This is a genomic window from Polaribacter uvawellassae (assembly GCF_039748955.1).
Lineage (GTDB): Bacteria > Bacteroidota > Bacteroidia > Flavobacteriales > Flavobacteriaceae > Polaribacter > Polaribacter uvawellassae.
Window position 1 is genome coordinate 17,358 of record NZ_JBDIZN010000006.1, and the last position, 21,357, is coordinate 38,714.

19 protein-coding genes are annotated in these 21,357 nt (G+C 27.1%); 7 read left to right on the top strand and 12 right to left on the bottom strand.

Features of this window, described 5'->3' with window-relative positions; all coding sequences use genetic code 11:
* The first annotated feature begins 143 nt into the window (after positions 1–143).
* From ABDX67_RS11725 to lptB, 4 genes are read left to right on the top strand one after another with little or no spacing between them, the layout of a single operon-like run.
* Positions 144–1,112 (top strand): KpsF/GutQ family sugar-phosphate isomerase, encoded by a 969-nt coding sequence (locus ABDX67_RS11725; RefSeq protein WP_347175221.1) that lies wholly within the window; start codon positions 144–146, stop codon positions 1,110–1,112.
* Positions 1,113–1,925: a twin-arginine translocase subunit TatC gene (gene tatC / locus ABDX67_RS11730; protein WP_347175222.1), complete on the top strand. Its 813-nt coding sequence runs from the start codon at positions 1,113–1,115 to the stop codon at positions 1,923–1,925.
* Positions 1,915–2,265, top strand: coding sequence for a carboxymuconolactone decarboxylase family protein (locus tag ABDX67_RS11735; RefSeq protein WP_347175223.1), 351 nt, complete (start codon positions 1,915–1,917; stop codon positions 2,263–2,265). The genes tatC and ABDX67_RS11735 overlap by 11 nt, the downstream gene beginning before the upstream one ends.
* 43 nt (positions 2,266–2,308) lie before the next feature.
* Positions 2,309–3,043, top strand: coding sequence for an LPS export ABC transporter ATP-binding protein (lptB, locus tag ABDX67_RS11740; RefSeq protein WP_347175224.1), 735 nt, complete (start codon positions 2,309–2,311; stop codon positions 3,041–3,043).
* 85 nt (positions 3,044–3,128) lie between these two features.
* On the opposite strand, the gene ABDX67_RS11745 is transcribed toward lptB, so the two are convergent.
* Positions 3,129–3,872 carry a CDP-alcohol phosphatidyltransferase family protein gene (locus ABDX67_RS11745; RefSeq protein ID WP_347175225.1) on the bottom strand — a complete coding sequence of 248 codons (744 nt, stop codon included), beginning with the start codon at positions 3,870–3,872 and terminating at the stop codon, positions 3,129–3,131.
* Positions 3,873–3,982: 110 nt separating this feature from the next.
* On the opposite strand from ABDX67_RS11745, the gene ABDX67_RS11750 reads away from it, so the two are divergent.
* The 3 genes from ABDX67_RS11750 (at position 3,983) to ABDX67_RS11760 (ending at position 7,532) form a co-directional block, all read left to right on the top strand.
* A complete protein-coding gene (locus ABDX67_RS11750) occupies positions 3,983–4,954 on the top strand; it encodes a YheT family hydrolase (protein WP_347175226.1) in 972 nt (323 codons plus the stop codon).
* 323 nt (positions 4,955–5,277) lie between these two features.
* Positions 5,278–6,348, top strand: a complete 1,071-nt coding sequence (locus tag ABDX67_RS11755) for a putative type IX sorting system protein PorV2 (RefSeq protein ID WP_347175227.1) — start codon at positions 5,278–5,280, stop codon at positions 6,346–6,348.
* A 5-nt stretch (positions 6,349–6,353) separates the two neighbouring features.
* The gene (locus ABDX67_RS11760) at positions 6,354–7,532 is read left to right on the top strand and encodes a lipoprotein N-acyltransferase Lnb domain-containing protein (protein WP_347175228.1); all 1,179 of its coding nucleotides are present in this window, start codon (positions 6,354–6,356) and stop codon (positions 7,530–7,532) included.
* Here the strand turns inward: ABDX67_RS11760 and ABDX67_RS11765 are convergent.
* From ABDX67_RS11765 to asnB, 11 genes are all read right to left on the bottom strand, one after another.
* On the bottom strand, positions 7,512–8,894 hold the full coding sequence (locus ABDX67_RS11765; protein WP_347175229.1) for an exopolysaccharide biosynthesis polyprenyl glycosylphosphotransferase: 1,383 nt from the start codon (positions 8,892–8,894) through the stop codon (positions 7,512–7,514). The two genes, ABDX67_RS11760 and ABDX67_RS11765, sit on opposite strands and share 21 nt — an antisense overlap.
* 87 nt (positions 8,895–8,981) lie before the next feature.
* Positions 8,982–10,196: a glycosyltransferase family 4 protein gene (locus ABDX67_RS11770; RefSeq protein WP_347175230.1), complete on the bottom strand. Its 1,215-nt coding sequence runs from the start codon at positions 10,194–10,196 to the stop codon at positions 8,982–8,984.
* On the bottom strand, positions 10,189–11,586 hold the full coding sequence (locus tag ABDX67_RS11775; protein WP_347175231.1) for a phenylacetate--CoA ligase family protein: 1,398 nt from the start codon (positions 11,584–11,586) through the stop codon (positions 10,189–10,191). Before ABDX67_RS11775 ends, ABDX67_RS11770 begins: the two co-directional genes overlap by 8 nt.
* Positions 11,586–12,602 (bottom strand): glycosyltransferase family 4 protein, encoded by a 1,017-nt coding sequence (locus ABDX67_RS11780; RefSeq protein ID WP_347175232.1) that lies wholly within the window; start codon positions 12,600–12,602, stop codon positions 11,586–11,588. The genes ABDX67_RS11775 and ABDX67_RS11780 overlap by 1 nt, the downstream gene beginning before the upstream one ends.
* A complete protein-coding gene (locus ABDX67_RS11785; RefSeq protein ID WP_347175233.1) occupies positions 12,589–13,914 on the bottom strand; it encodes an O-antigen ligase family protein in 1,326 nt (441 codons plus the stop codon). The genes ABDX67_RS11780 and ABDX67_RS11785 overlap by 14 nt, the downstream gene beginning before the upstream one ends.
* Entirely contained in the window at positions 13,914–14,984 is a 1,071-nt protein-coding gene (locus tag ABDX67_RS11790) for a glycosyltransferase (protein ID WP_347175234.1), read from the bottom strand. Before ABDX67_RS11790 ends, ABDX67_RS11785 begins: the two co-directional genes overlap by 1 nt.
* The gene (locus tag ABDX67_RS11795) at positions 14,985–16,100 is read right to left on the bottom strand and encodes a glycosyltransferase (RefSeq protein WP_347175235.1); all 1,116 of its coding nucleotides are present in this window, start codon (positions 16,098–16,100) and stop codon (positions 14,985–14,987) included.
* A complete protein-coding gene (locus ABDX67_RS11800) occupies positions 16,097–17,092 on the bottom strand; it encodes a glycosyltransferase family 2 protein (RefSeq protein ID WP_347175236.1) in 996 nt (331 codons plus the stop codon). Before ABDX67_RS11800 ends, ABDX67_RS11795 begins: the two co-directional genes overlap by 4 nt.
* Before the next feature lie 31 nt (positions 17,093–17,123).
* Positions 17,124–18,263 carry a glycosyltransferase family 4 protein gene (locus tag ABDX67_RS11805; RefSeq protein ID WP_347175237.1) on the bottom strand — a complete coding sequence of 380 codons (1,140 nt, stop codon included), beginning with the start codon at positions 18,261–18,263 and terminating at the stop codon, positions 17,124–17,126.
* 1 nt (position 18,264) lies between these two features.
* Complete coding sequence (locus ABDX67_RS11810) at positions 18,265–19,653, bottom strand: glycosyltransferase family protein (RefSeq protein ID WP_347175238.1); 1,389 nt, start codon at positions 19,651–19,653, stop codon at positions 18,265–18,267.
* A complete protein-coding gene (asnB, locus tag ABDX67_RS11815; RefSeq protein WP_347175239.1) occupies positions 19,650–21,353 on the bottom strand; it encodes an asparagine synthase (glutamine-hydrolyzing) in 1,704 nt (567 codons plus the stop codon). Before asnB ends, ABDX67_RS11810 begins: the two co-directional genes overlap by 4 nt.
* Between the last annotated feature and the right edge of the window lie 4 nt (positions 21,354–21,357).

The following is a 21,357-nucleotide window of genomic DNA, read 5'->3' on the forward strand; positions in this document are numbered from 1 at the left end:
TATTTATTAGTGTCTGTTTAAAAACCAAGTTTTGGTTTGGGTCTATCATTATTTATAGTAAATTTGTAGAAGTTAATAATAAAGTATATCCTACAATATTTTAAAGATATAACTTTTTTTTTTACTACTAAAATTATAAAACGTTGAAAGATTTTAATTCTATCATTACTACGGCAAAAGAAACAATTCTAATAGAAAGTAATGCTATTGCTAATTTAGTAAATTTTATTGATGCAAATTTTGAAGCATCGGTTAAATATATCTTAAACTCTAAAGGAAGAGTTATTGTAACAGGAATTGGTAAGAGTGCAAACATTGCTACTAAGATTGTTGCCACCTTTAATTCTACAGGAACTCCTGCTATCTTTATGCACGCTGCAGATGCAATTCATGGCGATTTAGGAGCTATACAAAAAGATGATGTTGTAATTTGTATTTCTAAAAGTGGTAATACACCAGAAATAAAAGTTTTAGTTCCGTTAATTCAGAACTACGGAAATAAAATTATTGCAATTACTGGTAATGTAGATTCTTTTTTAGGAACAAACGCCGATTTCGCTTTAAATACATTTGTAGAAAAAGAAGCTTGTCCAAATAATTTAGCTCCAACTACAAGCACTACTGCACAATTAGTTATGGGAGATGCTTTAGCTGTTTGTCTATTAAAATTAAAAGGTTTTTCTAGTAATGATTTTGCAAAATATCATCCCGGTGGTGCATTAGGAAAACGTTTATTTTTACGTGTTTCTGATTTAATAAAGAATAATGAAATTCCGAAAGTTGATAAAAGCAGTAGCATTTCTGAAGTAATTGTAGAAATCACTGAAAAAAGATTAGGAGTTACAGCTGTTATTGAAAATAATAAAATTGTTGGGATTATTACAGACGGAGATATTCGTAGAATGTTAAGTAAATCTACAGAAATTAATTCGTTATCAGCAAATGATATTATGTCTAAAAATCCTAAAACAATTTCTATAAATGCTATGGCAATTGATGCATTAGAAACTTTAGAAGCAAACGACATTACACAAATTTTAGTGACAAACGACACTCATAATTATTTAGGTGTTGTACATTTACACGATTTAATTAAAGAAGGAATTTTTTAAATGGGTGATGAACAAAAAGAAATGTCTTTTTTAGGACATCTAGAAGAATTACGCTGGCATTTAGTTAGAAGTTCAGTTGTAATATTTGTTATTGCAATTGTACTTTTTGTTTTTAGAGAAGAAGTATATAATGATTTTATCATTGCACATACGCATTCAGATTTTGTTACCTATCGGTTTTTCTGTTATGTTTTTGGTAGCATTGGTATAGAAAGTAGTTTCTGTGCAATTGAAATTCCTAGCAAACTTCAAGCATTATCATTAACTCAACAATTAATGAGCTCTCTTTGGGTTTCAATAATTTTAGGATTTATTCTTGCATTTCCTTATTTATTATGGGAAATGTGGCGTTTTATTGCTCCTGGATTACACAAAACAGAAAGAAAAAAATCAAGAGGATTTTTATTTATTGCGTCTTTTCTTTTCTTTGTTGGAGTTGCTTTTAGTTATTACGTAATTATGCCAATGTCTGTTTCGTTTTTCTACGGATATCAAATTAGTGATAACATCATTAATAATTTTACATTAGATTCTTATATCAGTTTATTTACTAATACAATGTTGGGTATTTCTTTAGTTTTTGAATTACCTGTTGTTATTTATTTCTTATCAAAATTAGGATTGGTTACTCCAACATTTTTAAGAAAATATAGAAAACATGCGTTAGTATTAGTATTGCTTTTATCTGCAATTATTACTCCACCTGATGTTGCTAGTCAAATAATAGTTTCTATTCCAATATTAATTTTATATGAAATCAGTATTTATATTTCTGGTTTCGTTTTAAAAAGACAATTAAAAAATGCCAAATAAAGTTGAAGAATTTAACGCATATCGTCAGAAAATGAACGATAAACTCTTAAGCAACGACAATAAAGTTATTAAGAGAATTTTTAATTTAGACACAAACGCTTTTACAGAAGGACATTTACCAGTAAAAACCAAAGAACTTTTAGGTTTGGTTGCTTCTGCAGTTTTACGTTGTGATGATTGTATTGCATATCATTTAGAAACAGCCTATAAAAATGGTGTTACAAAAGAAGAAATGATGGAAACAATGTCTATTGCTACTTTGGTTGGCGGAACAATTGTAATTCCACATTTACGTAGAGCGTACGAGTTTTGGGAAGCTTTAGAACAAAAGGATTTATAATTAATTTAAGAGTTCACTAAATCTCAATTTGTATATTTGATACATGATATTAAGAGCAGATAACATCGAAAAAATATATGGAAGCCGAAAGGTGGTTCAAGGAATTTCTTTGGAAGTTTCTCAAGGAGAAATCGTTGGTTTATTGGGTCCAAATGGCGCTGGAAAAACCACTTCTTTTTATATGATTGTTGGCATGATAAAACCCAACGCTGGTCATATTTATTTAGATAATGAAGAAATTACCAACGATCCGATGTACAAACGTGCTCAAAAAGGGATTGGCTATTTAGCGCAAGAAGCATCAGTATTTAGAAAGTTATCTGTAGAAGAAAATATTATGTCTGTCTTAGAATTTACAGATAGAACAAAAAAAGAACGCAAAGAAAAACTAGAATCTTTAATAGAAGAATTTAGTTTAGGTCATGTTCGAAAAAATAAAGGAGAATTGTTGTCTGGTGGAGAACGTAGAAGAACAGAAATTGCTCGTTGTTTAGCTTCTGATCCTAAGTTTATTTTATTAGATGAACCTTTTGCTGGAGTAGACCCAATTGCGGTAGAAGATATTCAAAGTATTGTTGCCCAACTTAAAAACAGAAATATTGGTATTTTAATTACAGATCATGATGTACAAGCAACTTTAGCCATTACTGATAAAACTTTTTTAATGTATCAAGGAAGTATTCTTAAAAGTGGAACTCCAGAAGAATTAGCAGCTGATGAAACTGTACGTAAAGTATATCTTGGTAAAGATTTTGAATTGAAAAAGAAAAAATTTTAGTATTAAAGACGCTTTTTTATATAATATCAATTCGAGCGTCACGCTTTTTGACTTGATGTATTGAGAACAAATTATATAAAGTAAATTACACTTTTTGCTTACTCAAATTACTTCCTACAGAAAGTACAACATATAATATGATTATTAACGGTATCGAAATAACTTCCAACGTTAAAATCATACCTATAGAAGCAACTAGAAAAAAGTATTTTAACGCATTTTCTTTTATTCTATAATTCTTAAATTTCAAAGAAAATAACGGTATCTCAGCATTCATTAAGAAACTTAACACTAACGTAATTCCTATCAAAAAATAATTGTTCTGCACTAAATCAATAAAAAATTCATTATCAGAATAAATCGGAATTAACGGTAACGAAAGCACAAACAAGCTCATTGCCGGAGTTGGCATTCCTATAAAAGAATCAGATTGACGTTCATCAATATTAAAATTTGCCAAACGATAACAAGCTGCTAATGTTAATAATAAACCAAAATAAGGTAAATACCCGGTGCTAAAAGAAGCAATTTGTAAAGTATCTGCCTTTCTTGCAAATAAATTTAAGGCGTTTTCTTGGAGTAATGTATACATTACAATTCCAGGCACAACACCACTTGTAACCATATCGGCAAGAGAATCTAATTGTTTTCCTAATTCGCCAGAAACATTAAGCAATCTCGCAAAAAAACCATCAAAAAAGTCAAGTAAAATACCTATTGTAACAGACAATGCGGCAATTTCAAAATTTCCGTTTACAGCTGCAATTGTAGCAATTGTTCCAAATAATAAATTTCCTAAAGTAATTAAATTCGGAATGTGTTTTTTCATTTTGCTTAGTTCGTTTTATAAAGCAAAAATAAGGAAATCAATTTGCTCATTTTTCAATTTACTTCTTTTTTTATCATCTTTGTACACTAAATTGCTTTAAAAAATATTTTATGCCATTATTAACTTCGGATTTTAACCCTTCTTTACCTTTTAGAAACGGACATTTTAACACAATGTATCGTCCGTTATTTATGAAAGAAACCTGTACTTATTCTCGTAAAAGAGTTTTTACTTGGGATAATGATTTTATAGATTTAGATTTTTCTAAAGTAAATTCAAACACATTGGCAATTTTAATTCATGGCTTAGAAGGAAGCTCAGAATCTAAATACATGCTTTCTACAACAAACGAATTAAATGGAAAAGGAATTGATACTGTTTCGTTTAATTTACGCGGTTGTAGCGGTGAAGATAATTGGTTGTTAGGAACCTATCACAGCGGAAAAACTGAAGATGTAGATTTTGTTGTCAAGCATATTTTAGACAGATATAATTATGAAAATATTATTATTATCGGATTTAGTTTAGGCGGAAATTTAACCTTGAAATACATGGGAGAATATTCAGAAAACATTTCTCCAAAAATAAAAGGAGCCATTGCTACTTCTGTTCCAATTGATATAACGAGTTCAGAGCGCGAAATGGATAAATTAAAAAACAAATTATATCTCGAAGAATTCTTAAAAACCATCCGATTAAAAGTTTTAGAGAAGTCATATAAATTTCCAGATTTTAAATTAGATAAAGACAAACTGTTTAAAGCAAAAAAATTTAAACAGTTAGAACATTTATATACCGTTCCTGTTTTTGGTTTCGAAAGTCCAGAAGATTATTGGCAAAAAGCAAGTTCTAAACCTTATTTAACTAAAATTAATAAACCAACATTATTAATAAACGCAAAAGACGACTCGTTTTTAAGTCCAGAATGTTTTCCGTATAAAGAAGCTAGCGATTCAGAATTTTTCTTTTTAGAAGTTACAAAATATGGTGGTCATGTTGGATTCATATCAACATTTAAACAAAATGAAAGCAGATGGTTAGAAAAACGAATTAGTCGTTTTATAGAAGAAAATATTTTTTAATAACTTTTATGAAATATGTAGTATTTGTTAAAAACTGAGTTATAAGAAAAGCGTGTTCTACAATTAAAACAACTAAAAACTTTTGTATAAGGAATAAGCTTAAGCAACCCTTTTCTTCTCTTTCTTCTTAAAGTTATAGAATTACAATTTGGACATCCATTCATTTTATTAGCATTAAGTGCTTAATATCGCTAAGTAAAACTAGGCAACATAACACTAAGAAGCAATAAGTATAAATACCCAATTTTTATAAAACAATAACTTTATAAAACATCTGTTATTACAATAGGATTTTAGATATTTGTAATTAGCAATCAATTATTTTGAAAAAACTATATTTCTTTCTATTACTTTTCTGTTCTCTTCAAATTACAGCGCAAACATTTAGAAATTATTCTAACGAATTTTTAAATATTGGTGTTGATGCAAGATCATTAGGTATGAGCAAATCTGTTGTTGCAACAAGTAATGATGTTAATTCAATTTACTGGAATCCAGCAGGTTTAGTTAATTTAGAAGATTATGAAGGTTCGTTAATGCATGCTTCTTATTTTGCAGGAATGGCAAATTATAATTTTACCGCCATTGCTTTACCAATTGATGATTTAAGTGCTGTTGGAATTTCTGTAATTAGATTTGGAGTTGATGATATATTAAACACAACAGAACTTATTGATAGTCAAGGAAACATTAATTTTAATAGAATCAGCTTATTTTCTGCAGCTGATTATGCTTTTACAATTTCTTACGCAAGAAACTTAATTTTTAAAGACATGTATTTTGGTGTAAATGCCAAAGTACTTAGAAGAGTTATTGGTGATTTTGCTTCTTCTTGGGGAATTGGATTTGATGCCGGAATTCAGTTTGAAAGAAATGATTGGAAGTTTGGTTTAATGGTTAGAGATATTACAACAACGTATAATACTTGGAATATTAACGAAACTGAATTTGATAAAATTAAAAACTCAATTCCTGGTCAAAATCAAGAATTACCAGAAACCACAGAACTTACAAAACCTAAAATACAGCTTGGTGTTGCACGAAAATTTAGAGTTGCAAGAGATTTTCACCTATTAACAGAAATCGATTTAAACATGCGTTTTGCAAAAACCAACGATATTATTTCATCAAACGTTATAAGTGTTGATCCAACTTTTGGATTTGAGCTAGATTATACAGATTTGGTTTATTTACGTGGCGGAATTGGAAATATTCAAAATACAACGCAGTTTGATGGAAGTAAATCAATCTCTTTACAACCAAATTTTGGAGTTGGATTTAAGTACAACGGAATTCATATTGATTATGCATTAACAAACATCGGAAGTGTTGGAAACGCATTGTATTCAAATATATTTTCAATTAAAATTGATTATAAGTTTTTTAGAAATTAACAACTATGAAAACAAAAACTAATGCTTTATTTCTGATGTTATTTGTAGTTCAACTTACATTTTCTCAGTATAAACAATTATCAGAAAAAGCTGAAATTAGTATTATAACAGCTGGACCTGGAAAAGTATTGTACGAAGGTTTTGGTCATAGCGCCATAAGAGTAAAAGATGTTGAATTTGATACTGCTTACAATTACGGCTTCTTTGATTTTGATGCACCAAATTTTTATTTAAACTTCACCAAAGGAAAATTATTATACAAATTAGAAAGTTATCCTTTTCATTACTTTGTTAGAAGTTATCAAAGAGATAAACGTTGGATAAAAGAGCAAGTTTTAAATCTTAATCAACAAGAAAAGCAACAAATTTTTGAATATTTAGAGAATAATGCAAAACCAGAAAATGCTACGTATTTATATGATCCTTTTTTTAATAATTGTGCCTCAATCTTAAGAGATATAACTGATATCATTTTAAAAGACAAGGTTCAATTCAAAGAAAATTATATTGAAAAAGATCAATCTTTTAGACAATTAATGAATAAAGAAATTCCTTGGAACACTTGGGGTAGTTTCGGAATAAATTTAGCCTTAGGAAGTAAATTAGATAATGTTGCGACTGCAAAACAATACATGTATTTACCAGATTATGTGTATAGTGGATTTAAAAACGCAACTGTAAAACGAGGTGCAATTTCTAAAAATTTAATTAAAAGTGATCGGTATATTTTAAAGTTTGAAGAAATAAAGATTAAGCCTTTATTTTTTAGTCCGTTTTTAATTTTTACTTTAATTTTCTTACTCGGTATTTTTATTACGTATAAAGATGTAAAAAGAAAACAAAGAACAAAATGGTTCGATTTCTTCTTGTTCTTATTTACCGGAGTTATTGGAGTTTTAATTGTGTTTTTATGGTTTTTCACCAATCATTCTACAACTCCAACCAACTTTAATTTTTTATGGGCATTTGCTCCAAATATAATTGTAGCATTTTATATTGTAAAAGAAAACCCGAAGTTATGGGTAAAAACGTATGTAAAAATACTCTTTGTTTTGCTTTTAATTATTCCAGTAATTTGGATTGGAAAAATACAGTTGTTACCGTTCGCAATTCTACCTTTATTATTGCTATTAAGTATTCGTTTTTTCTTTCTAAATAAAGTGTTATTGCCCTTTAAAAAATAAAACTGTAGAAACTGTTTTGATAAGTATTTTAAAGTCTAAGAAAGAGCTTTTTTCTTTTATATAATACAAATCGTATCGCAATTTAGTTTCTTGCTCTTCTATGGTGTTTGCATACGGATAATTAACTTGTGCCCAACCTGTTAATCCAGGTCTAACAATGTGTCTAATTGCGTAAAAAGGAATTTTTTCTTCTAAGTCAGAAACAAATTCTGGTCTTTCTGGTCTTGGCCCAATTAAGCTCATTTCTCCTTTTAAGATATTTATAAATTGTGGAAATTCATCTAATCGAGTATTTCTTAAAAACTTACCAAAAGAAGTGATTCTAATATCGTTTTTTTGCGCCCAAACAGCACCATCAGTTTCTGCATTTTTTATCATAGAACGCAGTTTAAAAATTTTAAAAGTTTTACCTTTAAAACCAACACGCTCTTGAGTATAAAATAAAGGTCCTCGATTACCAAATAAATTTCCAATAAAAAGTAAAGGAGTAATCAAAACAAAAAACACTAAACCTATTATTGAAATTATGATATCTAAAACTCTTTGTGTAAAATGGTAAAATCGACTGTCGCTATTTTTACTAAAGTTTATTTTTTTATAAAAGTTATGATCTAAATACTCTTTCGGAACTCTATTAGTAACTTCTTCATAATACGTTTCAAAACTTTTGATATTGATTCCTTTTTCAAAAAGTAGTATTAATTGTTTATTTAAATTCTCAATTATTTCGGTAGAAAAACCAGAGGTAGAAATCACAATTTCTGACACAAAATTAGTCTGTACAATTTCTTCTAAATTTACTTTCTTTATGTCATTAAAGTTATTTAATCCTTTAATTTCTGCATCAGAAATATAAGTAGCAATATTATGAAAATTCTTAAATTTCATTATTTCAATTAACTTCTTTGTTCTTGATGTATGACCAATTACAATTATCGTTTTAAAAAATTTAGGTGAAAACAATAATGCTATATATAAAAACCTCCAAACAATAACTGGAATAGTAATAAGCAGAAAAAAGTAAATAATTTGAAGCCTATTTGCTGGTAAGGAAGGTGCAATATAAGGTGAAAATATATAAATAAATGTAGTTACAAAGGAAGTAATAAAAATACTTCTTACAACTAAAAATCTGTTATTTGAAACTTTTAAGTTATATAACTGGAAAATTTCGCCAAACAATAAAAAGTAAATTGCTAAAATAATAAACCAACTATAAATTAAGTCGTTATTAATATTTATATATGTAAAGTCTGTGTATTTTGATGCAATAGTTAGACTTAAAATTATAACAATTACGTCTAATGATCTTAAAAGAAGTTTTCTTTCAGAGATATCAATATGTGATGATTTTTTACTCATAATAATTTTTAGGGGAACACTATTAATGAAGTAATCTATTAATTCAAAAGTATGAATTTTTTATGATTTATTTTTAATAAAGAGAATTTAAAATAATTTTACATATAAACTACTCAAATAATCAAAATTATGAAATTTTTTGACGTAGTCATATCCTTTTATTCCAATATCATTTCTTTCTTTTGGTAACATGTTTTGTAATTGAATAATGCTTTTTACAATTGCATTTGAAGATTCTGGTTCTACCACATATCCACAACCAGATAACTCAACAGGATCTTTAATCTTATTAGAAGAGGAAATTATTGGTTTTTTTGCCAACATATAATCAAAAAACTTATTTGATGAAACTCCATAATCAAAAAGTGGCGTTTTGTTTCTACCTACAAAGCAAACATCAAAATTAGACAACATTTGTTGTACTTGATTCTTATTGATTTTAGAAATAAAAGTTATATTTTTATTTCCTTTAACATTTTCTTGCAGTTCTTGTTTTAAGTAACCATCACCAACAAGTACAAAATGAATATCATCATTATTTTTTAGAAAAATACTTGCTTCTATTAAATATTCTAAAGCATTTGCCATTCCCATTGTTCCAGTATAACCAATAATAAATTTATCTTTTGGCAACTTATTTACTACTTCAATTGGTAAGTTTTCATGTACTAAAAGTGTTTCATCAATTCCGTTTGGTATCCAATGTAATTTACTTTCATCTTTCGAAATTTTATTAATGTAGCTTCCAGCATTAGGTAATAATGACACTATTTTATCAGCTTTTTTATAACCAAATTTTTCTACCCAAGCCATGACCAAAACCATTGGATGATATTTTGAATATCCTTTAAGATACATTGGCGTTAATGGCCATAAATCTCTAATTTCAAAAATTAATTGTTTTGCTTTGTGTTTCTTTTTTAAATACCAACCAGATAGTATTGGAAAAATAGGCATTGAAGAAACTAAAATTATTTCAGGTTTTCCTAATTTTTTGATGGATAAAAAAAGAATTCTGTATGCGAAAACAATCATACTCCATAATTTAAAAATACTCCCACCATCATATTTAGGTATTTTTACCCAACAAAATGTAATTCCGTCTTCAACTTTTTCATAAGTGAAATTTTCTTTTGGATTTGTTTTTGGCTGGTTATGAAACAAATGATTATAAGAACCAGACACTATTTTTATGTCATAGCCTTTTTTAATCCAATATTTACTAAAATAATAATGACGCTCACCCCAACCAGAATCAGGTTTCCCAGCGGTCATATTTAAAACCCAAATTATTTTATTCATTAAAATTTATTTTTGAAATTACTGCTTGGAATTTACCATTCTTATTTTTAGGTATTTGATCTAAATATTCAAATATTAATTGAATATTACCTAATTGATTTTTAATTTTCTTTTCAATTTCTGTTTCATCCTTTTTATTGAAACTACTTGTAGTAATTAAATTGATCCTAAAACAATCAATTTTCTCTTGAATAACTTGAGCAGCTAATAATCCATCAATATCTATAAAAAGTGAATGGAAACGTACTATTTTTTTTCCATCTTTTGTAGTTACAGTGTCTTCTACTCTACCAGAAATCTCATCGAATTTGGGCATTTCTAACCCAGATTTTGTTTGTTGATTTTTAGACAATTTTGCTTTATCACCTATACGATATCTAATTAAAGGTTGGTCAAAATTTAATAAACCTGTAGATATAATTTCCCCTTCTTCTCCAAAATTAACTTGGTTTCCGTTTTTATCTATTAGTTCCATAATTCCTGTATCGGGACTTAATAAAAAATCCCCATCTAAATTTTCTGAAATTAAACCACAAGCTTCAACTCCACTATATGCATCAAAAGTTTTACAATTATATGCTTTTTGAAATGTTTCTCGCATTTCGGTAGTTAATTTCTCACTACTTGTTAATACTGCTTTTAAATTTAACGGAGGTAATTTTCTTTTTACAATTAAATCTGCTAAAAAATAATTACTCATAGCATAACCAACCATATAGTCTATCTTGTTTTTATTGATAGCATTATAATAATTTAAAAGATTTTTATCTGAAATATGATAGGCAGAAAAATAAGTCTGCTTTTCTGCTAAATTATATCTATAAAACGGAGCTTTACTAGTAGCATTTTTTACAACTTTTCTACCTCCAATCATACCTCTAGCCATTCTATAATTAACGCCAGCCCAATTTCTTACGCGCACTTCATATGCTGCATTCCATTTTTGATGAAATTCTTTTGTAATAAATATTTTTACCGGAGTACCAGTGCTTCCACTACTAGAATAAAACTTTCCTTTTTTCTTTTTTTCTGATAATAATGTAGTATCTCCATATTTACGTAGGGCTTCTTTCTCTAAATATGGTAATTTATGTAAATCGGTTAACTCAAAATTCTCAAAGTCTTTAAGTGTAAATCCTTTTTCTGAATACAACTCTCTATAAAATGGAACCGTTGTGAAAGCATGAATTAATAATGCTCTTAATCCTTTTGTTTGATGAAGTTTCCAATCTTCTTTTGTAAAATTTTCTCTATCCTTCCAAAATTTAATTTCATTTTTAAAGACTTTACCTAATCTTCTATTTTTCCAGTAATACCCATATAAAGAAATCAATCCATTTTGTAATAGTATTGGTAATTTAAAAAAAATAGTATTGATAACTTTATGCATTATTTTAAAATTGACAACCATTCATGTTTCACAATATTCCAACCAAAACTTTCTGCTTTCTTTCTTGCATTTTTAACTATTTCTAAATGATTTTGATGCTCGAGTAGAGTAATTATTACATCACTCATAGTAACTTCATCATCTTTATCAACTAAAAATCCATCTACTTTATTATTTATTAAATAAGGTAAACCACCTACGTTAGTACTTATAACTACTAAACCTAAAGCCATTGCTTCCATAACACTAACTGGTGTATTATCAAAATTTGTAGTATTTATAAAAAGATCAAAATCTATTGCTTTTTTATGCCATTCTTCTTTTGGCAACACGCCTGTAAATTCAACTGAATTATCTAAACTTAATGTGGTAACTAATTTTTGTGTTTCCGTAAAAGATTCATCGTTATTAGGCCCAACCATACATAATTTAGCATTTGGGTACTTTTCTTTTATAATTGATAATACTTTAATAGCTAATTTTGGATTATATAATTCTTTAAAGGCTCTTACCCAAAGAATTTTAGGTGAAATAATTTTTCTTTCTTTATATATATAGTTATCAATTTCTAAAATATTTGGAATAAATTTTGTCATATATCCCCTTTGATTAAATTCATATTCTAAATAACCAGATGGTGCAATGTTAAAATAGGAGTTTTTAAAAATCATTTTTGATAATTTTATAGAATTATCTAATCTATTTGGTAAGTCACCACCTCTTAAAATAGGGATGTATTTAAGCTTAAATAATCTTGCAATTTGAGATGTAAAAAAGGCAAAATAAAAATTTGAAGTGCTAAAAGTGTCAATTAAAATATAGTCAACTTTTTTTATGTTTTTTAAAACATAAAAACACATATCACTTAAACGCAAAATTTTATTCTGTTTTTTAGAAGTTTTTAAAACATAAAAACCTTCTTTACATAATAACTTGGTTAAAACAGCCATTGATGTATTGTAATTAGTTTTTTTAACTAAATCATTACCTACGTATAAAATGCTATTCTTCTTCATCAATAATTATTATCAAACTTAAAGCATAAATAAACCCTGCCAATGCAATCCTCATGGCAGAGTGGTTAATTGTTAAAAACCAAATCAAAAAAAAGGCTATTAAAAATCCTCTTTGATAATTTGTAGAACTCAAAATATTAAAAAGTGGAGTGATTAATAAACCTATTAAAATAACTAAACCAAAAACTCCATGTTCTTCTATTAATCTTCCTGCTTCATTATGAGATGCAGCAGTTATTTTTTCACCCGAATTTAATCTTTTATATTTACCGTTTCCAACACCAATACCTAAAGGATTAGTAATAAAACTTTGTATTTGTTCTTCAACAATATCTAATCTACCAGACGTAATATCTTCCTTTTGAATTCCTCTTGCATTTTTTCCAGTATATCGATTGTCTAGCATACCACCTGTAACTCCAGAAGTATATACCCAAATTGCAATTGAAAAAGTAATCCCAACTGTAAAATACTTAATAAAAGTTTGTAATGAATTTTTATTTGATAGAATATAAAATATAGCAAAGACTATTAATGCAATGATACCTGTAACAATACCTCCTCTAGAAAAAGTTAACAGTCCTCTATAAATAAAATATAATAATAAAATTAAATCTAAAAACACAAAACCAGTCACCCTTTTTTTCATTAAAATAAAAATAGCAAGAATAAAAATTCCTATTCCAATTGCAGTTGCTACTTGGTTTGGTCCAAATCCTCCTGATGTTACAAAGTTTGCAGTTCCTCCAAAAACAATTTCTTTTAAATCTGGAGTTCTAAGATAAAGGTAAGAAACAGTAGAAAACAAAGGTAAAAGCATACAAAATAATGAATTAAGTAAGTTCTTTTTGGAAATCATTCTCTTATAAAAATATATACCAGAAATACCTAAAACTAAAGGTCCACTTAAATTAAATACAATAGCATTCTTTATAGATTCTCCTCCTGGCACATTTGTAAATAGAATCCCAATAAAAAGAAAAAAAAGATAAAATAAAAAATGAATACCAAATTTTTGATTAAACCTACCTAAAAAGAAACCCAAGGTTAAAAAAATAATTACTGAGTATTTTCCTGACTCATAAAATACAAAAGAACTTGTCATCCTTAAAAAAACTTCAGCTCCAACAATATATGCAGAAAAAATTAATGCTTCCTCATTAAAATTCTTTTGAATTGTTAAGTAAAGTATAGGTACAACAATACAAATAAAACCAAATATTTTAGGAAAAAAAGAAAATGTAGCTAAATACCCAATAAAAATATGGATAACAATTAATAATAATTTATTCTCTATTATTCTGTTTAACATTATTTGTTATAAATGTCAATTAGTTTAAATATTATTTCTTTTTTAGAAAAATTTGAAACAACAATATTGTTAATTTCTAAAGCCAAGGTTTCTCTTTTACTTTTAGAGTTTATCAATGTTTGTATAGCTTTCGCTAAAATAGTACTATTTGACGGAGGAACAATAAAACTCAAATCTTTAATAACTAAGTTACATTCTCCTACATCTGTAACTATTGCAGGGATTTTGGCTAAGCCATACTCCAACAATGAGATTGGTAATCCTTCTGATTTTGAAGATAAAACTCCAATGGTTGCTTGTGTTAAAATATGTTGTATATCTGAACAAACTCCATACTGAAATACCTTATTAGATAAATTATTATCGTCAATAAAATTTTGAATTTTGTCAGAATAATCATCATTATATGATTTACCAATCAAATGCAAAGTCCAATCATTATTTTCTTTTGACACTTGAAGAAATGCATTTAATAGATTTAGATGATCTTTTTGTTTTCTATATCCAGCTAAATGAACAATTCTTTTTTCTTCAAGCCCACTTAATGTAGTCGACTTATCTTGATTACTAAATACAGGAAAATTTCTAATAAAAAAAACATGTTTTGTTTTTAAGTTCTTTAATGCCCATCGTTTTAAATCATTATTTACAGAAATTATAGCAGAAAAAAAATATGAAAACACCTTTAGGTAAAAAACTTTTCTGTTATTTAAAAACTCACTTTTTCCATAGTGATCGTGCCAAACAACTTTAATTTTTGGGTTTAATATTTTTACACAAACAGCAATAAATGAAGATGTTGAATGTGCATGAACAATTTTAATATTATTTTTTTTAATATATTTACTAAGCTTTATTATTGCTTTAAAATCAATTATTTTTTTTCTGTTCAGAAAAACATATCCAACATTTGGATTTAAATTTTCTTTTAAAACCCCTTCACTTCTTGTTGTACATAAATGTGAATTAATATTTTGGTCGAAAAGACCGTTGGCAATATTAACCGCTAGCACTTCTGCTCCACCGACATTAAGCGAATCTATTATTTGTATAACACCAAGTTTTTTCAATTATAGTAAATTTTTAATTTCTTTTTCAAACTTCTCTAAAGTAAATTGCTGAGACCATTTTTTTGCTTTAGTAACTTTTTTTAAATATATGTTCTCTTGACTTATATATTTCTCTAATTCAAATATAATTTGAGTTGTACTTTTGTTTACAACGCTACCTCTTTCTCCATAACCCAACATATATGGCACACAAGAAACCTTAGAAGATATGGGTAAACAAGACCAAAACATAGCTTCTGCAACAACTTTTGGCCAACCTTCAGATTTAGAAATAAAAACTAAAAAATGACTTTCTTGAAAAGCTTTTTTTACAATATCTTTTGATTGATTTCCGTGTAAAATTACATTTTTGTTTAATTTTTTTTCAGTAATATAATTTTCTATTAAATTATACTCAACTCCATCTCCAAACATATTTAACTGTACATCAAACCCTTTATTTGCTAATTTTTCAGCTACTTTAACAGTTAGGAAAGGTTGTTTTCCTTTACTAAAATTACCAACAAACAACAATTTAATCTTACTTTTTAAATTTTTAGTTCTAATATCTGTAATTTCATTTTCGGAGTATGAAGCTGTAAAAAAAGGAATTATATTTTTAGATTGGTTTTTCCATTCGCCATAAACTAACACTTTACAGTTTTTGGTTAAAAAAGTATTTGATAAAATCCATTTTTGAAATTTATAGCTTAATGGTTGTCTACTTTTTGGATCCCAATTACCAGCATACTTTACTGTTTTGGGTTTAGAAGGAAAAAATATTTGCACAAAACACCCTAATAATCCAATATTTCCTGGACAACGTAAATGAATGTGATCTACAGATTTCATTACTTTATAAATTTGTATACAAATTTTTGGAATTACTAAAAGTGATAAAAGACTGTTTTTAATAGTTGATAAATTAAAACTCGATACTTCAACAAATTCTATCTTTGAGTGGTTATATGTAGATTCAATTTTTGAAACTTCTTTTTCTTTAGATTTTGGGGCTAAAATGACTATTTTATCTACATATTTTATCCATAAGTTCATTTCTCTTACATAAGGTTCATAAGCGAAAATTTCTTTTCCTTTTACTTTATGACATGTATGTGTTATGATACCAAACTTCATCTAATTATAGTCGGTTTATTAAAAAGTAAACTTAGCAAACCTACTTTTCTTCCTAAAAATTCTGTAAAAGCTTCTTTTCTTTTTTTTGTAGTAAAAACATTAAGAAAACGCATATATATTAAGGTAATAACAATAATGTTCCATTTACAACGTGCCATGATACTTGGGTTTGGGTATTTTAAACGCCAAACATACCAACCATTTCTAACAACCATTTTTCCATAATTATATTTATTAGGCCTTCCTTCACTGGCATGATAATGGTAAAGTTGTACTTTGGTATTAATTACATTTTTACCAAACTTTTGTGCTCTTATGGAAAAGTCTGCATCTTCATACAAACCATAACCTTCAAAATATTTTGAAAACTTAATAGTATCAACAACTTTTTTTCTAAAAGAAAAACTCATTCCAACTAATAGGTCTACTTCATAAGTTTTATTATTAAATGGATAACCATATGTTCTAACATTAGAAAACTCTGGCATTCTACTCGGAGGCAAGTTAGACTGAATACCTAAAATATTTCTTATAACATTTCGTGAGCTTTCTTTTATTATGTAACCATCAAATTCGTAGTACAAAAGTTTATTATAATTTTTATCTTTTATTTTCCATCTATTTTGATTTATAGCTAATCCGCCAACTCCTACTATTTCATCATCTGAAATAAAAGTTTTTAATATTTCTTCAAAATAATTTTTAGTTAAAACTGTATCATCATCTAGAAAACAAACAATATCAGTTTCTTTGGTTACTTTATTAATGCCAAAATTACGCTGTCTTGTTAAACCTCTATCTTCTTTCGAAACTTTATAATAAATTAATTTATCAAAATTACTCTCTTTTAAAATTTTTGTAGTTTGATTATCAGTAGAACCATCAACAATAATAATTTCTGTAGGATAAACAGTCTGTATTTTTACAGATTCTAAAAGAGTCACAATTGCATTGGGACGCATATATGTGCAAATAATTAAACTAAATTTCATGTTTCAAAAATTAAATTACATAATAAATCCATCAATTTTTCAAACTTTTATAGAGGTTAATGTTTTCTTGAATTGAATTTTTCATGTTAAATTTATTAATAATTCTATTTCTTGCTTCTTCTGCCATTAAAACAGATAACTCTTTATCATTTAATAAGTTTAATACTTTAACTGCAAAATTATTTGTTTCATTAGGATTTACTGTAAATCCTGTTTTTCCGTCAATCATTAATTCTTTTGCCCAACCAATATTTGAAGTAACTAATTTCTTTTCCATTGCCATAGCCTCTAACCAAGTCATTGGAAATGCTTCTGCAAAACTTGGTAATAAAACTACTTCTGCTTCTTGTATAAATTTAATTACTTCTGCAGATGGTACAGCATTAATAAATTTTACTTTTTCTAATGCTTTTTTTGATAAAATAGCTTTCATCATTCTTAATGTAGATTCTCCAGTAAATACATCTTTACTGTCTTTTCCTAAAAAAAATAAAGTAACTTCATTATCTTTCTCTACTAATATATTAAACATTTTTGCAATTTCTAACACTCCTTTTTTACGCACCAATGTTCCAAAATATAATAATGAATTCGAAATAATATTTTGATGGTTTGGTTTAAAAACAGTAACATCAACAGTGTTATATATTACTTCTATTTTAATATTTAATTTAAAAACTTCTTTGGTTTTTGTAGCTACAAATTTACTTACTCCAACTACTTTATCTGCTCCAATAAGTGCATTTCTTTCAAAAAATTTATTTTTAAATTTAACTTTTCTGTTTTCTAAATCACAAAAATAAGTGTCAGATCCATGCAATCTAATTATAAAAGGACATTTAAATTTCATAAAAGCTGTAAAACCTGTCCATTCTGGTGCTTCAATCACATCTATCTTATTTTTTAAAATAATACTGTTTACGTACTTATTAAAATAATATCTATTGGACAACCAAGTTAAGCCTTTTAAAATTTTCCTTTTTACTAAATGAATTTGAACTCCATTTTCTACAATAATTTTATTTTCAGATTGGCTGTACAGAAATATAGTCACTGAAAAATTATTACGAGCTAATTGCTCTGCTAAACTTTTTGTAAAAGTACCAATACCACCAACGCTTTTTTTAGAATTGACATAAAGGTATTCTGAGGTAACAAAAGCTACATGCATATTAAGATATTATTTTTTGTATTTCTTTCTTAATATTATCCGAAGCTAAGTTTTGTGGTTCAATTGCTATTTTATTAAACCATTTATTAGTATCTTCTAAAGAATATTTTTTATTTACAACATCTGTTATAATTTCTTTGTATTCTTCTTTTTTTTCTATCCATAACACAGATTTTTTTGATGGCATAGACTTAAAATGGATAAATTTATATATTTTATTTATATCCCAAATTGATGTCTTTACCTTATTTGTATTATAATTAATATATGCACAAGGAACATTGTGTATTACTGCATCAAAAACCATTGATGAACCAATATTGACTACTAAGATAGAATGTGCTATTGTATTTGATAATAGTTTTAAATCTTCTTTTAAGGGCATTACTTTATTCCAAGAATTTCCTAAATTATTCCATTTTGGATTTATAACATAAATAATGTCTTTATATTTTCTAATAATATTATCTGCTCTACCTGTAAAATCAACTGGGCATTTTCTGTAAATAATACCTAAATTATATCCATCTTTATTTAATTTTTGAACTTCATGTGCTAAATCTTCTAAATAATATTCGTCATAAGGTGAAGTGGTAATATCATCGCCAGAAAAACAAATATATTTTTTATTGACATCTAGATTGTTCTCTTTATAAAATATTTCTTTTTTGTCTAATAATTTTTCATCAAAATGGTTTTCAAATTGTGGTGTTCCTGTAACTTTGATTTGATCTATTTTAATTGATGGATAATATTTTATTAATTCATTTTTCATGAAATCACTCCAAACAAAATAGTAATCTGTTTCTAAAACCAAAGTTGCTTTGGGTAGGTTATCCCAAGAAAAAATAAAAGTAGCAGTTGGTATATTAAGATCATTTGCTGCCAAAATGGTTGAAACCGCAACAATGGGCCTTTGATTTGTGCAAAAAATAAAATCTGGGTTTTCTTTTTTTAACAGCTTTAAACTTGCTTTATAAGTTGGAGTTGTTCTCTCTAATTTATTAATTTTTTTATTAATTTTAAGAACTCCATTACTAGAATTATAAAATTTGATATAAAAATTAATTAAACTATTTTTAATTAAATGTTTTAACGTTTTACTTTTTCTAGGAAAAAGATATGACAGATATACTTTATTTTTTGAATTATTATAATTTTGTTTTAATTCAATTGTATTCTTGGCAACTTTTAAAATATTTGTTAAGTAATGAGGTTTTAAACCAGAAATTTTTATCTCTTTTATGTTTAAGTTTTCTTTTAGTGGAAAACCAGTATTATTCATAAAAAAAACATCATTATCTACTGACATTTTTTTATAAAAATCAGTGAAAGCAAAATTTCGTAAACCAACTCCGTCTGGTAAAAAAATTAATATTTTTTTATTCATTCCGTTATTAATAATTCAAAATTAACCCATTGCCATATATGAAAACTAGAATCTATGTTACCGTCCTCATATTTTTTCCATTCTAAATCAAGTTCATTTAGATTAAACCAATTTCTAAAAGTTGATTTTTTTATTTTCTTTATACTATTATCAACATTTCTTCTCAATTCATTATTTAACCACTCTCTTTGTGGAGTTTGCAATGGCCTTTTAGGTGCATAACTAATCGAATCATTTAAGTATTCTGAAACAATTTCTCGTAACATGCTTTTCTGTACTCCATCTTTTATTTTGTACTCTAAAGGTTGAGAAAAAGCCAACTCTACCAATCTGTAATCCAAAAAAGGTTCTCGCAATTCTGTGCTATGTGCCATAGAGATTCTATCATTAAAACGTAATGCTCTAGGTACTTTTGTGTAAAATAAATCTCTGTACTGTAAATTTAATAAATCATCTTTAAATGGCTTAGGATAATTAGGTTTTTCAGCAAGATTTAAAAAATATTCAGAAAGTACATTTTTACGAAATGGCGATTTATTAACTCCTTGAATTAAGCTTCCAGATTTTTTAACATAATAATCGTAACCCGCCCATTGCTCATCCATTCCTTGACCATCCAAAAGCACCAAAACTCCATCTTCTCTAGCTTTTTCAAATATTTTAGAATACGCTAATGTTGGTATTCCACCAAAAGGTTCATCTTGAAAACTGTTTATTTTTTCTGATAAATCCTCAATTTCATCTACGTTTAATAATACTTTTTTTAATGGATTTTTCGTAAGTGAAATCATCTCTTCTACCCAAGGTAGCTCATCATACCTTTCATCATTAGTATAAAAAGTATATGCATTAATTTTACTTTTATCTTCGTCAAGTAAATTTACAAAAGCTAAAAGCGCCGAGCTATCTAATCCGCCACTAACATTAAATCCAACAGGAACATCTGCTCTAAATCTTATTTTTATGCTATCTTTTAATAAAGCTATATATTCTGATTTTACTTCTTCGTAGCTTTTTTTCTGTTCATGCTTTTTTATTTCTTCTTCAAAAACATACCATTTTTCAATTTTGATTTGGTTATTCTCAAATTCTAATGTGTGTCCTCCTGGCAATTGATGAATTTCTTCCCAAAAAGTTTCATTTGGCATTCCGTAACTACCGTATACAAAATAATTTGCCCAAACTTTCTCATTTGGCTTTTTATTTACACCAGCTGCATGTATTGTTTTTATTTCCGAAGCAAAATAAAAAGTATCTTTTGAAAAATGATAGTTAAATGGTTTCACTCCAAATCGATCTCTTGCAGCAAAAAGTTTTTGCTCAGTAGAATCCCAAATAGCAAACGAAAACATTCCGTTTAACCTGTGTAAACATTCTTTTCCCCATTTAATATAGGCTGCTAAAAGGACTTCTGTGTCAGAATTTGTTTTAAAATTATAATCTTCTAATTCTGATTTTAATTCTAAATAATTATAAATTTCTCCATTAAAAACTAAAATATAACGCTCTGTTTTATCAATAAAAGGTTGATTTGCAGCATCAGTTAAATCTATAATTGATAATCTATTGTGTCCTAAGCAAACTCCGTTTTTAACATATTTACCAGAACTATCTGGTCCTCTATGTTTTTGAGTAGCTATCATTTTTGATAGTACATCTTCATTTAAATTATTGCCAATTACTCCTGAAATACCACACATAATT

Excerpts from the sequence above, each read along its gene's own strand:
- ABDX67_RS11770 (WP_347175230.1), bottom strand. The coding sequence starts at position 10,196 with ATGAATAAAATAATTTGGGTTTTAAATATGACCGCTGGGAAACCTGAT.
- ABDX67_RS11760 (WP_347175228.1), top strand. The coding sequence starts at position 6,354 with ATGAAAACAAAAACTAATGCTTTATTTCTGATGTTATTTGTAGTTCAA.
- ABDX67_RS11780 (WP_347175232.1), bottom strand. The coding sequence starts at position 12,602 with ATGAAGAAGAATAGCATTTTATACGTAGGTAATGATTTAGTTAAAAAA.
- ABDX67_RS11735 (WP_347175223.1), top strand. The coding sequence starts at position 1,915 with ATGCCAAATAAAGTTGAAGAATTTAACGCATATCGTCAGAAAATGAAC.
- lptB (WP_347175224.1), top strand. The coding sequence starts at position 2,309 with ATGATATTAAGAGCAGATAACATCGAAAAAATATATGGAAGCCGAAAG.
- ABDX67_RS11805 (WP_347175237.1), bottom strand. The coding sequence starts at position 18,263 with ATGCATGTAGCTTTTGTTACCTCAGAATACCTTTATGTCAATTCTAAA.
- asnB (WP_347175239.1), bottom strand. The coding sequence starts at position 21,353 with ATGTGTGGTATTTCAGGAGTAATTGGCAATAATTTAAATGAAGATGTA.
- ABDX67_RS11765 (WP_347175229.1), bottom strand. The coding sequence starts at position 8,894 with ATGAGTAAAAAATCATCACATATTGATATCTCTGAAAGAAAACTTCTT.
- tatC (WP_347175222.1), top strand. The coding sequence starts at position 1,113 with ATGGGTGATGAACAAAAAGAAATGTCTTTTTTAGGACATCTAGAAGAA.
- ABDX67_RS11785 (WP_347175233.1), bottom strand. The coding sequence starts at position 13,914 with ATGTTAAACAGAATAATAGAGAATAAATTATTATTAATTGTTATCCAT.
- ABDX67_RS11775 (WP_347175231.1), bottom strand. The coding sequence starts at position 11,586 with ATGCATAAAGTTATCAATACTATTTTTTTTAAATTACCAATACTATTA.
- ABDX67_RS11795 (WP_347175235.1), bottom strand. The coding sequence starts at position 16,100 with ATGAAGTTTGGTATCATAACACATACATGTCATAAAGTAAAAGGAAAA.
- ABDX67_RS11810 (WP_347175238.1), bottom strand. The coding sequence starts at position 19,653 with ATGAATAAAAAAATATTAATTTTTTTACCAGACGGAGTTGGTTTACGA.
- ABDX67_RS11745 (WP_347175225.1), bottom strand. The coding sequence starts at position 3,872 with ATGAAAAAACACATTCCGAATTTAATTACTTTAGGAAATTTATTATTT.
- ABDX67_RS11750 (WP_347175226.1), top strand. The coding sequence starts at position 3,983 with ATGCCATTATTAACTTCGGATTTTAACCCTTCTTTACCTTTTAGAAAC.
- ABDX67_RS11800 (WP_347175236.1), bottom strand. The coding sequence starts at position 17,092 with ATGAAATTTAGTTTAATTATTTGCACATATATGCGTCCCAATGCAATT.